This window comes from Cellulomonas sp. PS-H5, from assembly GCF_019265565.1.
In the GTDB taxonomy this organism is placed as follows: domain Bacteria; phylum Actinomycetota; class Actinomycetes; order Actinomycetales; family Cellulomonadaceae; genus Cellulomonas.
Genome location: NZ_JAHVCI010000049.1, coordinates 16,940 through 32,450, shown reverse-complemented (window position 1 = coordinate 32,450; position 15,511 = coordinate 16,940). Strand labels below are relative to the sequence as shown.

Here is a 15,511-nt window from a genome sequence, read left to right as displayed (position 1 = left end):
CCAGCCGGCCCGCGCGCGGGCAGCACGGCCGCGCGGGCGCGGCGCGGGCGCGACGACGTGCACGACCGCGCCGTCGGCCACCTGCGCGGCGACCGGCGCGGCGAGGTCGAGGACGCGGCCGGACGAGTCGAGCGCGAGCATCCCCGGCACGAGGGGCACCCCGGCGGCGGCCAGCAGCTCGCCGAGGGTGCGGGCGGCGTCCAGGGCGACGTCGAGGCGGCGGGCCCCCAGGTGCACGGCGACGCGCGTCAGGGGTGCGCCGGTCGACTGCACCGTCACGCGCTCTCCCTCCGCCGGTCGCGCGCCCGGCGGGGCGTCGGCGGCGGTCCCGCCCGCCCCCGGGCGCGGCGCCAGTCATGCTATGCGGTCAGGGCCGGTCAGCACCCCGGCCGTCCCCCCGTCCGGGGGGACCGTGGCCAGGATCGCCCGGACGGTGGAACGCCGACCGCCCCGCGCGCGCCCGTGCGGGTAGGTTGACGCCACAGGAACGTCGGGGGGCGTCTGGCTCCCCGCCCGGCAGGAGGGACCGAGCGCCGACGATGTCGATCGCGCCGCAGCAGGGGACGCGCCTCGAGCCGCCCGCCGTCCCCAGCGGACAGGTCGTCCTGCAGCCCCCGCCCGAGATCCAGGCCTCCGACGGCATCAGCGGGATGCTGGCCAACGCGATCCCCATGCTCGGGTCGGTCGGTTCGATCGTGTTCGTCGCGACCACCCAGCCCGGGCCGCGCGGCTTCATCACGGCCGGCATGTTCCTGCTGGCGTCGCTCGGGTTCGTCGGCGTCAACGGCTGGCGGCAGCGCTCGCAGCACCAGGCGCAGGTCGTCGGCGCCCGCCGCGAGTACCTGGCCTACCTGTCCGACCTGCGGAACTCGGTCCGCCAGGCCGCGGGTGCCCAGCGCCGCGCCGCGGAGTGGACCTCCCCCGAGCCCCGCGCGCTGCCCGCCGTCGCCGAGGAGCGCACCCGCGTGTGGGAGCGGCGGTCGCAGCACGACGACTTCCTGGTCGCGCGCGTCGGCGTCGGGGCGCAGCCGCTCTGCCTCGACCTCGAGGCCCCGCAGACCCCGCCGCTGGCGCAGCTCGACCCGGTGGCCGCGTCCGCCGCGCACCGGTTCCTGGTGACGCACCGCGTCCAGCAGGGCGTGCCGATGGCCTTCGACGTCCGGTCGGTCGCCCGCATCGAGGTCACCGGCGCCGCCGCGGAGTCCCGCGCGCTGGCCCGGGCCGTCGTCAGCCAGCTCGCCACGTTCCACGCACCCGAGGACCTGCAGATCGCCGTCGTCGCGAGCGACGCCGCGCTGCCCGAGTGGGACTGGGTCAAGTGGCTGCCGCACGCGCACTCGACCCGGTCCCGGGACGCCGTCGGCGCCGCCCGGATGATCGGCACCACGCTCGCCGACGTCGAGTCGCTGCTCCCCGAGGACCTGACGGACCGCCCGCGGTTCGGCTACGCCGCCGAGGCGCCGCTGCCGCACGTGCTGGTCGTGGTCGACGGCGGGCACGTGCCGGTCGGCAACGCGATCCTCACCACCGACGGCGTGCTCGGCGTGACCGTCCTCGAGCTGCCGGACCGCTGGGACGAGCTCGACGAGCCGACGACCCTGCGGCTCAACGTCGGCGGCGCGGTCGCCACCGAGGACGCCGTCCGCGCGCCGGTCGACGTGCTGCGGCTCGGCAACCCGCCCGTGCGGGTCGAGGGCGACCAGATGTCCGTCGCGGACGCCGAGGCCACCGCGCGCCGTCTGCTGCCGCTGCACGTCGAGTCGGGCCCGGAGCGCGGCGACGAGGAGGTGTCGTCCGAGCTGGTCGACCTGCTCGGCGTCGGCGACGTCCGCGACCTCGACCTCGACGTCGCCTGGCGGCCGCGCCTGCCCCGCGACCGGCTCCGGGTGCCGATCGGCGTCACCCCGCAGGGCCAGCCGGTCGCGCTCGACATCAAGGAGTCCGCCCAGCAGGGCATGGGCCCGCACGGCCTGATCATCGGCGCGACCGGCTCCGGCAAGTCCGAGGTGCTCCGCACGCTGGTGCTGGCGCTGGCGATGACGCACTCGTCCGAGGACCTCAACTTCGTCCTCGTCGACTTCAAGGGTGGCGCGACGTTCGCCGGCATGGCCGACATGCCGCACGTCTCCGCGATCATCACCAACCTCGGCGAGGAGCTCACGCTCGTCGACCGCATGCAGGACGCCCTGCAGGGCGAGATGGTCCGCCGCCAGGAGCTGCTGCGCGCCGCGGGCAACTTCGCGAACGTCGCCGACTACGAGAAGGCGCGCAGGGGCGGCCGGACCGACCTGGCGCCGCTGCCCGCGCTGCTGATCGTCTGCGACGAGTTCTCCGAGCTGCTGTCCGCGAAGCCGGAGTTCGTCGACCTGTTCGTCACGATCGGCCGCCTGGGCCGGTCGCTGCAGATGCACCTGCTGCTGTCCTCGCAGCGCCTCGAGGAGGGTCGCCTGCGCGGCCTGGAGTCGCACCTGTCCTACCGGATCGGCCTGCGCACCTTCTCCGCCGCCGAGTCGCGCACCGTGCTCGGCGTCCCTGACGCGTACACGCTGCCGCCGGTCCCCGGCATGGGCTACCTCAAGCCCGACACCACGACGATGATCCAGTTCCGCGCGGCCTACGTGTCGGGTCCGCCGAAGGCCCGCCGCCGCACCGCCACCGGCGGCACCGTCGCGGGCACCGGGCTTGCCCGGCTGGAGTCGTTCACCGCCGCGCCCGTGCTGGGCGGCGTCGTCGCCGAGCCGGCGTCCACCGAGGTCGTCGCGACCGAGCCCGAGGAGTCGCGGGCGACGTTCGACATCGCGGTGCAGCGGATGAAGGACCAGGGGCCGCCCGCGCACCAGGTGTGGCTGCCGCCGCTGGTCGTCCCCCGCACGCTCGACGAGCTCATGCCCGACCTGGTCGCCGACCCGCGGCTCGGCCTGGTGTCCCCGGGCTGGCGGTCGGCCGGCACGCTCACCGTCCCGCTCGGCACCGTCGACCGGCCGCTGGAGCAGCGCCGCGAGAACCTCACCGTGTCCCTCGGCGGCGCGGCCGGCCACATGGCCGTCGTCGGCGCCCCGCGCACCGGCAAGTCGACCGTGCTGCGCTCCGTGGTCACGGCGCTCGCGCTCACGCACACCCCGCTCGAGGTGCAGTTCTACGTGCTCGACTTCGGCGGCGGCACGTTCGCCCCGCTGGCGGGCCTCGCCCACGTGTCGGGCGTCGCGTCCCGGGCCGAGCCCGACGTCGTGCGCCGCACCGTCGCCGAGGTCGAGTCGATCGTCGACGAGCGCGAGCGGTACTTCCGCGCGAACGGCATCGACTCCATCGAGACGTACCGCACCCGCCGGGCGCAGGGCACCGCCGACGACGGCTACGGCGACGTGTTCCTGCTCGTCGACGGCTGGTCCACCATCCGGGCCGAGTTCGACGAGCTGGAGCCGCGCATCCAGGCGCTCGCCGGCCGCGGCCTCACGTTCGGCGTGCACCTCGTGGCGTCGGCCGCGCGCTGGATGGACTTCCGCACCCAGGTCAAGGACCTGTTCGGCACCCGGCTGGAGCTCCGGCTCGGCGACCCGATGGACTCGGAGATCGACCGCAAGGTCGCCGTCAACGTCCCCAAGGACCGCCCGGGCCGCGGCCTCGCCGTGTCGAAGCACCACGTGCTGACCGCGCTCCCCCGCGTCGACGGCGACTCCTCGCCCGACACCCTGGGCGCCGGCGTCGCGCACCTCATCGAGACCGTGAACGCCGCGTGGCAGGGCCCCTCCGGCCCCAAGCTGCGGCTGCTGCCCGACGAGGTCACCCTCGACCACGTCCGGTCCGACGCCCGCGCCGACGCGCGCCGGCTGCTGCTCGGCATCGACGAGGCCGCGCTCGCGCCGGTCGGGATCGACGTCGCCGAGGAGCCGCACCTGTACGCGTTCGGCGACGGCGGCTCCGGGAAGTCCGCGCTGCTGCGCGCCGTGGCGTCCGAGGTCCGGCGGCTGCACACCCCGCAGGAGGCGCAGATCTTCGCGGTCGACTTCCGGCGGTCCCTGCTCGGCGAGATCCCCGACGAGTACCTGGCGGGCTACTTCACGACCCAGGACCAGGCGGCGTCCGAGATCGCCGGGCTCGCGGAGTACCTGCGCAGCCGGCTGCCCGGGCCGGACGTCACGCCGGAGCAGCTGCGGTCCCGCTCGTGGTGGACCGGCGCCGAGGTGTACGTGATCGTCGACGACTACGACCTGGTCTCGACGACCACGGGCAACCCGCTGCAGCCGCTCGTCCCGCTGCTGGCCCAGGCCGGTGACGTGGGCCTGCACCTGGTGCTCGCCCGTCGGTCCGGCGGCGCCGGGCGCGCGATGTACGAGCCCGTGCTCCAGGCGCTCCGCGACCTGGCGGCGCCGGGCATCGTGATGTCCGGCAGCCCGGACGAGGGCGCGCTGGTCGGCGGGGCGAAGCCCGTGCCGTCCGTGGCGGGACGCGCGCAGCTGGTGACCCGCGACGAGGGCCGCCAGGTCGTCCAGCTGGCCTGGACCCCGCCGACCCTCTGACGCGGGGCCGGCGGCGCGCCCGTGCGCCCTGTGCGGCGGGCGCGCGTCGTGAGCCCCGCCCTGCGCGCCGCGAGGGGGCAACCGGCACGTCGAGCGAGCACCCGCGGACTACTCGATCGACGCCTCGGTTGCTCGCTCGCGCCGTCCTGGTCGGGCGAGGTCGCAGGCGGCCCTGCCGTCGAGCGCCTGTGCGACACGTCGAGTGCCTACCCCGCGGATAGGCGCTCGACGTGTCGGGTAGGCACTTGAGGCCCTCGGCGCGGGGCGCAGGGCGCCGCGCGGGGAGAGGAGGCCGGGCTCGGCGCGGAGCGACGGCGGTCCGGCGTCGAGCACGGCGTGCGGGCGGCGCGGCCGGCCCCGGTCCCCCCGGCCCCGGGGCGGCGCGCCTGCCGGGAGACCCGGCTGCGACCATGCTGCCGCCGTGAGCGCGGGCGTCACCTCATCCGCACCGGGTGAGCGTCGCCCCCGCCGACGGCGGCTGCGCGACCGGGCGCGGTACCTCCCGCCGAACGCGGTACCTCCCGCCGAGCGCGGTACTTCCAGCTGCCGCGCTCGGCGCCGACGACCGCGTTCGGCGCATGTGCCTCCCCCTGCGGCGAGGTCGACAGATCTCGGTGAGGTCGAGCGGGCCTGCCGGGGCTCGGACGCGCCCGTCTGGCCTCGGGGTCAGGCCGGAGTGACCGTGATGCGGCGGCTGCCCAGGACCAGGGTCCAGCCGGCGCCGACGCGGGCCGGCTGCCCGGGCGGGAGGCTCCACGGCTTGCCCGCCGCGTCCAGGAGGACGGTGCCGTTGGTGGAGCCGCGGTCGACGACGTCGAGCCCGCCGTCGACCGGCCAGAACGCCAGGTGGGTCGACGACACCGACTGCTCCGGGTCGTCGATCGTGACGAGGTGGGCCCACTGCTCGGCCCCGGGCACCGGGCGGCGTCCGACGAGGCCTGGGCCGGTGACGGCCACCCGGTCGCCGGTGTCGAGCACCAGGGCGAGCGTCGACGACGCCGCGTCGAGAGAGCCCGCCCAGCGGCCGACGCGGGTGTGCTCGAGGTCGCCGAGGTCGGCGGTCGGGACGGTCGCGTCCGGGAGCCCGAGGGGGATGTCGTCCGACGGGACTGGGGCGGCGGGCGGGGCGAGAGTGGCGGCGTCCGCCGGGTCTGGCGCAGACGGCGCGGCGACCGGGGCCGCGGGCTCGGGAGGGGTCGGCGCCGCGTGCCGCGGAGGGCGGGCGGCGCTGTCCGCGACGGGCGTCGGGGGTAGGTCGAGCGCGACGCCCGGGGCCGGAACTGTGGGCTCCGGGTCGGGCAGGGGCGGCGTCGAGGCGGCTGCGAGCGGTGCCGGACCGTCCGACGCGGCGGCGGGCGCCGACGGGGCGGCGGAAGTGACGGGGTCGACCGGCGCCGGGGCTACGGGAGCGGGTGCGACGGGCGCGGCGAGGTCCTCGCGCACGACGGGCGCCGGCTCGGGGCGGACGCGCACCTCCAACACCGGGGTCGGTGCGACCGGGGCAGCAGCGACCGGCGCGGGCACCGGCTCGCGCGGAGCGTCTGACGCCTCGCGCTCGGCGGGCGCGTCCGGCGACCGGGTGGGGACATCCGGCTCGACCGACGCAGCGTCCGCGGTGGGAGCGTCGGGCCCGGCCGGGCCCGAGGTCGGGGCGACGGACGCTGGCGGACCCGAGGTCCGTGCGGCGGGCGCGGGGGGGCCCGAGGTCGGCGTGATGCGCGGCGCGGTCGCGGCGGGCCGGGCGACCTCGGCGGACGACGGGGTCGCCGTCGAGCGTGGCGGGCCGGACGTGGGGCCCGACGGTCGGACAGCGGGCGCAGGCGCGGCGGTCGTGGGGGTCGCCGCCGCGGGAACGGGGTCCTCGCGGCGGGGCGCTCGCGCGCGCAGCACGAGCGTGCCGGCGGCCTTGTCGTGCCAGCCGCGCTGCTCCGGGCCCTCGTCCCAGGCCCCGGAGCCCGCGACGACGTACACCCCGACGCCGCCGAGCAGGACGCCGAGGGCCTGGACCACGCTCCGGACCAGCACCGCCCACAGGCCGGGCGCACGGCCCGTCCGGGCGGACACGGTGCGGGTGCCGAGCAGCGCGCCGCCGACCGTGCGACCCCCGAACGCCTCGGCGAACCACTGGCCCGCGGCGAGCAGCAGCAGGAGCAGGCCGGGCACCAGCAGCGCGCCGACCGACCCGTCGGAACGCAGCGCGGGCAGCACGGCGAGCAGACCCGCGCTGCCGACGAGCACGGCCAGCGCCTGGTCGACCACCAGCGCGACGAGCCGGCGCCACACCGGCGCGACGGCGTCGTCGACGTCGGCGCCCAGCGACCAGCCCGGCGCGGCCGCCGCCCCGGCCCCGGCCCCGCGCGTCGACCCCGGACCCGTCCCGGACCCCGGCGCGAATGGACCCGTTCGCACCGACTCGCCCGGGCGTGTCGGTGCGGAGGGATCCACTCGCGCGGCAGAGCCGTCGAGCCGCGCCCCGCCACCCGGCACCACGTCGCCCGCCGCCACACCACCCGGCGCCCCGCCACCCGGTACATCCGCCGCCGGGACCCGGGTCCCGCACGTGCCGCAGAACGCCGCGCCCGGCTCCAGCCCCGCGCCGCAGACGGCGCAGACCTGCGCTCCCGCGCCGCCCCCGGCCGCGCCCGCCACGTCCGGCGTGCTCATCCCGCTCCCCCCGAAGCCGTCAGCGGGTCAGGACGCCCGGTCGACCAGCGCGTCCGCGAACGACACGAACGAGTCCTTCACCGGCCCGTCCGGCAGCGGCGCGAGCAGGTCGACGGCCTCGGTCACGAGCGCGGCGGCCCGCTCCCGGGTCTCGCGGACCACGTCGTGCGCGCGGAGGTCGGCCAGCACCCGGGCGAGCACGGCGTCGTCGGACAGGTCGCCGTCGAGGCGGGCGACGAGCTCGGCGTCGGCGGGGTCGGCGCCGGTGGCGGCCCGCTCCCGGAGCAGCAGCACGGGCATGGTCGGCACCTGCTCGCGCAGGTCGGTCCCGGGGGTCTTGCCGGAGACGTCGCCCGCGGAGGTGAGGTCCAGGACGTCGTCGGCGAGCTGGAACGCCACGCCGATCCGCTCGCCGAACGCGGCGACGGTCTCGACGGCCTCCGGGGACGCGCCGCCGTACATGGCGCCGAGCCGCGCGGAGGTGGCGATGAGGGACGCGGTCTTGTCGGCGAGCACGTGCAGGTAGTGCTGCACGGCGTCGTCGTCCGCGGCGGGGCCGGTGGACTCGTGCAGCTGGCCGAGGCACAGCCGCTCGAAGGTGCCGGCCTGGATGATGACGGCCTCCGGGCCGAGGTGCGCGACGGTGCTGGAGGCGCGCGCGAACAGCAGGTCCCCGACGAGGATCGCGACGTTGTTGCCCCAGACCTCGTGCGCGGCGGGGGCGCCGCGGCGCAGCGGCGCGGAGTCCATGACGTCGTCGTGGTACAGCGACGCCAGGTGCGTGAGCTCGACGACGACGGCCGCGTCCAGGACGTCGTCGGAGCCCGCGGTGCCGCCGAGCTCGGCGGACAGCAGCGTCAGCAGCGGGCGCAGGCGCTTGCCGCCGGCGTTCGCCAGGTGGTGCGCGGCGTCGTCGACGAGCGGGTCCGCGTACGCGACGGCGGCGCGCAGACGCTCCTCGACGACGTCGAGGCGTCCCGCGATGCGCTCGGCGAGCACGGGGTCGGCGAGCGGCAGGGCGGTCGGGGAAGTCACGGGTCGAACCTATCTGGCCGCACGGCCGCGTGCGGACGGGAGAGCGGTCAGGGCAGGAGCTGGGCGACGCCCGCGACGGCGTCCAGGACCGGGCCGGGCAGCACGCCGAGCAGCACGGTGAGCACGGCGCAGGCGCCGATGGCGACGACGGCGAAGCCCTGCGACGCGACGACCACGGCGCCCGGGCGGGCCTCGTCGTCGGCGTCGTCGCGCGGGCCGCCGTGCGGGCTGGTGAAGAACATCAGGACGATGATCCGCACGTAGAAGAACGCGGCGGCCGCGGAGGCCACGACGCCGACGACCGCGAGCGGCCAGGCGCCGCCCTCGACGGCCGCGGAGAACACCGCGAACTTCCCGGTGAACCCGGCCGTCAGCGGGATGCCCGCGAACGACAGCAGGAACAGCGCGAACGTGGTGGCGAGCACCGGGTTGGTCCGCCCGAGGCCGGCCCACTGGGACAGGTGCGTGGCCTCGCCGAGGATCGGGCCCTCGGCCTCGACCGGCGGCTCCTCCCCGTCGGTGGCGGCCACGGCATCGGCACGGTCGGCACCCGCGCCCGTCCCCACGACGTCCACCGTCGACCCGGCCGAGGCACCGCCGGTCGCTCCGGCCGAAGCGCCCGCCGACGCCAGCGCCGGCACCCGGGCCGTCGCGCCGGCACCCGACCGCACCGCCCCGCGCTCCCGCACGAGCGACACGATCCCGAACGCCCCCACCGTCGCCGCGCCGTACGCGAGCAGGTAGAACAGCACCGCCGTGATCCCGGACTGCACCAGCGCGACCACGCCGGTGAGCACGAAGCCCGCGTGCGCGATCGACGAGTACGCGAGCACCCGCTTGACGTCGGTCTGCACGAGCGCGACGACCGTGCCGACCGCCATGGTGGCGATCGCGACGGTCCACATCACCGGCTCCAGGTCCCAGCGCAGGTCCGGCACCACCGTGTAGAACACCCGGACCAGCGCGCCGAACGCGGCGACCTTGGTGCAGGCGGCCATGAACCCGGTGATCGGGGTGGGCGCGCCCTGGTACACGTCCGGCGTCCAGGAGTGGAACGGCACGGCGCCGACCTTGAACAGCAGCCCCGCGAGCACGAGCAGCGACCCGGCGAGCAGCAGCCCGTCCATGCCGGACACGGTGCGGACGGCGTCGGCGATCTCGGCGTACCGGAGCGACCCGGAGAACCCGTAGAGCAGCGCGATGCCGAACAGCAGCAGCGCGGACGCGAACGACCCCAGCAGGAAGTACTTCATGGACGCCTCCTGGCTGAGCAGGCGGCGCCGCCGGGACAGCCCGGTCAGCAGGTAGAGCGGCAGCGACAGCACCTCGAGCGCCACGAACAGCGTCAGCAGGTCGCCCGTCGCCGGGAAGATCAGCATGCCGCCGGTGGCGAACAGCACGAGCGGGTAGACCTCGGTCTGCTCGAGGCCCGCGGCGCGCGCCGCCTCCTCGTAGCCGGAGCCGGGCACCGCGGCGCCCTGCGGGGCGAACGCGTCCTCGCCGGTGGCGGTGCGGTCGGCGATCACGAGCACGGCCAGCAGCGCCAGCACGGCGGTGGTGGCCCACAGGACCAGGGTCGGGCCGTCGACCAGCAGCGACCCGCCGAGCACGTCGGTGCCGCCCGTGTCGGCGACGCCGTCCCAGAGCGCGGCGACCGCGACGACGGCGCCGGCGAGCGCGACCAGGGTCAGCGTCAGCTGGACGACCCGGCGCACGCGCCGCGGCACGAGGGCCTCGACCAGCACGCCGACCACGGCGGCGCCGAGGACGATGAGCACCGGCGTGAGCTGGGCCCACGCGATGTCGGGCACGGTGAAGCTCACTGCTCGCTCCCCTCGGAGTCGCCGTCGACGGCGATCGGCATCTCGACCGCGGGCGGCTCGCCGCCCACGTGCACGACGGTCTGCGCGGCGGGCTCGTCGACCAGGCGCAGCGCCGGCGCCGGGTAGAAGCCGAGCACCAGCATGATCGCGATGAGCGGGCCGACGACCCACCGCTCGCGGCCGCCGATGTCCCGGGTGCCGGCGAGGTCGCCGCGCACCGGGCCCGTGAAGACACGCTGGTAGGTCCACAGGACGTAGATCGCGGCGAGCACGACGCCGAGCGCCGCGACCACCGCCGCGGCGCGGTTGGTGCCGAACGAGCCGACCAGGACCAGGAACTCGGAAACGAAGGTCGACAGGCCGGGCAGCGACAGCGCGGACAGGCCGGTCACCAGGAACACGCCGGCGAGCACCGGGGTGACCTTCTGCAGGCCGCCGAAGTCCTCGATCCGGGCGGAGCCGCGGCGCGCCGCGAGGAACCCGACCAGAAGGAACAGCGCCCCGGTCGAGAGCCCGTGGTTGACCATGTAGAACGACGCGCCGGCGACCGAGGTCGACGTGAACGCGAAGATGCCGAGCACGATGAACCCGAAGTGCGACACCGAGGTGTACGCCACCAGCCGGAACAGGTCCTGCTGGCCGATCGCGAGCAGCGCCCCGTAGAGGATCGACACGACGGCCAGCGCGATGATCACCGGCGCAGCCCAGCGGGACGCCGCCGGGAACAGCGGCAGGCAGAGCGTGAGCATCCCGAAGGTGCCGACCTTGTCCAGCACGCCGACCAGCAGCGTGGAGGTCCCGGCGGGCGCCTGCTCGGCGGCGTCGGGCAGCCAGGTGTGCACCGGGAACATCGGGGCCTTGATCGCGAACGCGAGGAAGAACGCGAGGAACAGCCAGCGCTCGGTCCCCACCGGCATGTCCAGCCCGGTCAGGTTCTCGGTGAGGAAGCCCTGCGGCCCGCCGGGGCCCTGCAGGTAGAGCGCGATGACGCCCGCCAGCATGATGAGCCCGCCCGCGAGCGAGAACAGCAGGAACTTCACGGCCGCGTACCGCCGCCGGGGCCCGCCGAACGCGCCGATCATGAAGTAGACCGGGATCAGCATGGCCTCGAACAGCACGTAGAACAGGAACACGTCCCGGGCGGCGAACACCGCGACCATGAACGCGGTCAGCACCAGGACGAGCGCCAGGTAGTGCCGCAGCCGCTCGGTGGGCAGCGCGCCGGAGCCCTGCTCCCGCCAGGCGGCGAGGATCACGACCGGCACGAGCACGACCGAGAGCAGCACGAGCGCGAGGCCGACGCCGTCGACGCCGACCGCGTACGAGACGCCGAGCTGGGAGATCCAGGCGTGGGTCTCGCTCAGCTGGTGCACCCGGGCGGCGCCGGTGTCGAACGCGAGCAGCGCGCCGACGCCGAGGGCGACCTCGACGAGCGCGACGCCGAGGGCGATCTGGCGGGTGTACCGCCGCGGCCCGGCGGCGATGACCTCGGCGTCGGCCGACCTCGCGGCACGCGCCCCCCGCGGCAGCAGCCACAGGACCAGCGCGCCGACGAGCGGCCACACGATGAGGAGGGTCAGCCACGGCACGTCCGTGGTGGCGACGGTGGACGACATCGACTTCCCCTCAGATCCGAGGTGCCAGGACGACGACGGCCAGCACGACGAGGCCGAGCAGCATCGTGGCGGCGTACTGGCGGGCGTAGCCCGTCTGCAGCCTGCGCACGAGCTCCCCGATCCCGACCGTGAGGCGGCCGAGCCCGGTGAACGTCCCGTCGACGGCGGTGCGGTCCCCGTAGACGAGCGAGCGGGTCAGGTGGCGGCCGGGCTCGACCAGCACGGCGTCGTTGACGGCGTCCTGGTAGAGGTCGACCCGGGCCGCGCGGGTGAGCGGCGACCCCTGCGGCGCCGTCTCCGGCACCGGCAGCGAGGCGTACTGCCGCCAGGCGAGCACGAGGCCCACGGCGACGGCCAGCAGCGTGACGACCTGGATGACCAGGACGGGCAGCACGGGCTCGTGGTGCTCGACGTGCCCGGTGACCGGCTCGAGCCAGGTGGTGAACCCCCCGCCGAGCTGGAGCACGAAGCCGAGGCCGACCGAGCCGATCGCGAGCACGACCATCGGGATGGTCATCAGCGCGGGCGACTCGTGCGGGTGCGGCTCGTGCCCCTCGGCGTCCTGGGTCCAGCGCTTCTTCCCGTGGAAGGTCATGAAGAACAGCCGCGACATGTAGAACGCGGTGATCCCGGCGCCGATCAGCGCGACCGCGCCGAACAGCCAGGCCCGCCACTCGCCGGCGCCCTCCGGCACGACGAAGGCGGACTCGATGATCTTGTCCTTCGACCAGAAGCCGGAGAACGGCGGGACGCCGAGGATCGCCAGCCAGCCGAGGCCGAACGTCACCCAGGTGATGACCATGTACTTCCGGAGCGCCCCGAACCGGCGCATGTCGGTCTGGTCGTCCATCCCGTGCATCACCGACCCGGCGCCGAGGAACATGCCGGCCTTGAAGAAGCCGTGGGTCACGAGGTGGAAGATCGCGAACGCGTACCCGACCGGGCCGAGGCCCGCGGCGAGCACCATGTAGCCGATCTGGGACATCGTCGACGCGGCGAGCGCCTTCTTGATGTCGTCCTTCGCGCAGCCCACGATCGCCCCGAACACCAGGGTGATCGCCCCGACGATCGTGACGACGAGCTGCGCGGTGGGCGCGCCCTCGAACACCGGCGCGGACCGGACGATCAGGTAGACGCCGGCGGTGACCATGGTCGCCGCGTGGATGAGCGCGGACACCGGGGTCGGGCCGGCCATCGCGTCGCCGAGCCAGGACTGCAGCGGGAACTGCGCCGACTTGCCGCACGCGGCGAGCAGCAGCATCAGGCCCATCGCGGTGAGCGTGGCGGTGGACGCCAGCCCGCCGTCGATCCCGGCGGAGACCGACGCGAAGTCCACCGAGCCGAACGTCGCGAACATGAGCATGAGCGCGACCAGCAGGCCGATGTCGCCGATCCGGTTGGCGACGAACGCCTTCTTCGCCGCGACCGCGTACGGGGTGTGGTGGTTCCAGAACCCGATGAGCAGGTACGACGCCAGGCCGACGCCCTCCCAGCCGACGAACAGCAGCAGGTAGGAGTCCGCGAGGACCAGGATGAGCATCGCCGCGATGAACAGGTTCAGGTAGGCGAAGAACCGGCGCCGCGCGGCGTCGTGCGCCATGTACGCGACCGAGTAGAGGTGGATCAACGAGCCGACGAACGTCACCAGCAGGACGAAGGTGAGCGACAGCGGGTCGACCAGCAGCCCGGCCGACAGGTCGAAGCGACCGGCCTGGATCCAGTCGAACAGGTGCACGTCGATCGAGCGGTCGTCCGCCGGCCGGCCGAGCAGCTCGACCAGCAGCAGCGAGCCGACGACGAACGCCGCGGTCGACGCCAGCAGGCCGAGCCAGTGGCCCCAGCGGTCGGAGCGCCGCCCGAGCAGCAGCAGCACCGCCGCGCTCGCCAGCGGCACCGCCACCAGCAGCGGGGCGAGGGAGTTCACGTCCACAGTCCCCTCAGCTCTTCAGCAGGTTGATGTCGTCGACGGAGGCCGACTTCCGGGTGCGGAAGATCGACACGATGATCGCCAGCCCGACGACCACCTCCGCGGCGGCCACGACCATGACGAAGAACGCCATGACCTGGCCGGTCAGGTCGCCGTGCAGCCGGGAGAACGTCACCAGCGCGAGGTTGGTCGCGTTGAGCATGAGCTCGACGCCCATGAACACGATGATCGCGTTCCGGCGCAGCAGCACCGTCGCGGCGCCGATCGAGAACAGGATCCCGGAGAGCACCAGGTAGTTCGTGAGGGTCACCGCTCGGTCTCCGTCCGGGTCGAGCCGCCGCCGAGGTCGATGTCGGCCGCCGGGCCGGTGGTGGTCCCCGGCGGTGCCGCGGCGGGCCGCGGGTCGTCCTCGACGGTCCCGAGGGCCGCGTCGACCTCCCCGTCCGTCGCGGCCGCGCCGCGCTCCGCGAGCACCGCCGTGACCGCGCGCCGGTAGGTGTCCGCGCGGTACTCGGCCGTGCCGGCCTCCTGGCCGCGGATCCGCAGCACGCGGGGCACCGAGTCCTCGATCGGGTTCCCGTCGGGGTCCAGCGCGGGGACGTCCATCGCGTTGTGCCGCGCGTACACGCCGGGGGCGGGCAGCGGGGTGAGCCGGGCGCCGGCGGCCACGCGGGCCGCGGCGCGCTCGGGCTGCTTGACCAGCGGCTTGAGGCGCTGCCGGTGGGTGAGGACCAGGGCGCCGAGCGCGGCGGTCACCAGCAGGGCGCCGACGACCTCGAGGCCGAACACGTGCTGCCCGAAGATGATCCGCGCGACGCCGGTCGGGTTGCCGGGCGCGTTCGCCTCGGCGAGACCGACGGCGTCGGGGTAGGTGGCCCGGCCCACGACGCCGACCAGCACCACGCCCAGGCCGAGCGCGCCGAGCCAGCCGACCCAGCGCTGGCCCTTGAGCGTCTCGACCAGCGAGTCGGACGCGTCGACGCCGACCAGCATGAGCACGAACAGGAACAGCATCATCACGGCGCCGGTGTAGACGACCACCTGGACGACGCCGAGGAACGGCGCCTCCTGGGCGACGTACAGGAACGCGAGCGAGATCATCACGGTGATGACGCACAGCGCGGCGTGCACCGCCTTGCGGGCGAACAGCAGGCCGGACGCGGCGAGCACCATGATCGGGGCCAGGACCCAGAACAGGACCGTCTCGGCGGTCGACGGGGTCATCGGGGCTCCCGCCCCACGGGCGCGGACGCGTCGGACGAGGAGCCGGCCCGGCGGCGGGCGGCCTCCAGCGTCGGGTCGTCCGGGCGCTGCTCGGCGACCCAGTCGACCTGCGCCGGCGTCGGGCCGGTGACCTCGCCGCGGTAGTACTCGGTGTCGGTCGTGCCCTCGACCATCGGGTGCGGGGCGGCGAGCATGCCCTCGGCCAGCGGTGCGAGCAGGTCCTGCTTCTCGTAGATCAGGCCCTCGCGGGTCGGGCCCGCCAGCTCGAAGTCGTTGGTCATCGTGAGCGCGCGCGTCGGGCACGCCTCGATGCACAGGCCGCAGAAGATGCAGCGCAGGTAGTTGATCTGGTAGACGCTGCCGAACCGCTCCCCCGGCGACATCTGCCGCTCGGGAGTGTTGTCCGACGCCTCGACGTAGATCGCGTCCGCGGGGCACGCCCACGCGCACAGCTCGCAGCCGATGCACTTCTCCAGCCCGTCCGGGTACCGGTTGAGCTGGTGCCGGCCGTGGAACCGCGGCTTCACGGGCGCCGTCTCGAACGGGTACTGCTCGGTGACGGTCCGGCTGAAGAAGTTCTTGATCGTCACGCCGAACCCGGCGGCGGGCGCGAGCGCGTCGGCGACCGGGCTCCGCTTCGGGATCAGCGACTCGTACGGGCGGACCTGGGCGGGCCGGGCGACCTCGCCACCACCGCCCGCCTTC

Annotated in this window: 10 protein-coding genes; 1 reads left to right on the top strand and 9 read right to left on the bottom strand. The window is 75.2% G+C overall.

Annotated features, from left to right (window positions below; genetic code table 11):
- Positions 1–279 (bottom strand): hypothetical protein (locus tag J5O08_RS16235; RefSeq protein ID WP_218707934.1); only part of this gene is annotated, 279 nt, incomplete at its 3' end.
- 260 nt (positions 280–539) lie between these two features.
- Here J5O08_RS16235 and eccCa point away from each other — a divergent pair.
- Positions 540–4,517 (top strand): type VII secretion protein EccCa, encoded by a 3,978-nt coding sequence (gene eccCa, locus J5O08_RS16230; RefSeq protein WP_218707932.1) that lies wholly within the window; start codon positions 540–542, stop codon positions 4,515–4,517.
- A 666-nt stretch (positions 4,518–5,183) separates the two neighbouring features.
- Here eccCa and J5O08_RS16225 read toward each other — a convergent pair.
- The 8 genes from J5O08_RS16225 to nuoI all read right to left on the bottom strand — a co-directional run bounded on the left by J5O08_RS16225 (position 5,184) and on the right by nuoI (position 15,450).
- Positions 5,184–6,926, bottom strand: a complete 1,743-nt coding sequence (locus J5O08_RS16225) for an RDD family protein (RefSeq protein WP_218707931.1) — start codon at positions 6,924–6,926, stop codon at positions 5,184–5,186.
- A gap of 282 nt (positions 6,927–7,208) precedes the next feature.
- Entirely contained in the window at positions 7,209–8,216 is a 1,008-nt protein-coding gene (locus tag J5O08_RS16220) for a polyprenyl synthetase family protein (protein ID WP_218707930.1), read from the bottom strand.
- Positions 8,217–8,263: 47 nt separating this feature from the next.
- Complete coding sequence (nuoN, locus tag J5O08_RS16215) at positions 8,264–10,039, bottom strand: NADH-quinone oxidoreductase subunit NuoN (protein WP_218707929.1); 1,776 nt, start codon at positions 10,037–10,039, stop codon at positions 8,264–8,266.
- Positions 10,036–11,655: an NADH-quinone oxidoreductase subunit M gene (locus tag J5O08_RS16210; protein ID WP_218707928.1), complete on the bottom strand. Its 1,620-nt coding sequence runs from the start codon at positions 11,653–11,655 to the stop codon at positions 10,036–10,038. The genes nuoN and J5O08_RS16210 overlap by 4 nt, the downstream gene beginning before the upstream one ends.
- A gap of 10 nt (positions 11,656–11,665) precedes the next feature.
- A complete protein-coding gene (gene nuoL, locus J5O08_RS16205) occupies positions 11,666–13,579 on the bottom strand; it encodes an NADH-quinone oxidoreductase subunit L (RefSeq protein ID WP_218707927.1) in 1,914 nt (637 codons plus the stop codon).
- 13 nt (positions 13,580–13,592) lie between these two features.
- Positions 13,593–13,892, bottom strand: coding sequence for an NADH-quinone oxidoreductase subunit NuoK (nuoK, locus tag J5O08_RS16200; protein WP_147795399.1), 300 nt, complete (start codon positions 13,890–13,892; stop codon positions 13,593–13,595).
- Positions 13,889–14,806: an NADH-quinone oxidoreductase subunit J gene (locus J5O08_RS16195; protein WP_218707926.1), complete on the bottom strand. Its 918-nt coding sequence runs from the start codon at positions 14,804–14,806 to the stop codon at positions 13,889–13,891. The genes nuoK and J5O08_RS16195 overlap by 4 nt, the downstream gene beginning before the upstream one ends.
- The gene (gene nuoI / locus J5O08_RS16190) at positions 14,803–15,450 is read right to left on the bottom strand and encodes an NADH-quinone oxidoreductase subunit NuoI (protein ID WP_308281665.1); all 648 of its coding nucleotides are present in this window, start codon (positions 15,448–15,450) and stop codon (positions 14,803–14,805) included. The genes J5O08_RS16195 and nuoI overlap by 4 nt, the downstream gene beginning before the upstream one ends.
- Between the last annotated feature and the right edge of the window lie 61 nt (positions 15,451–15,511).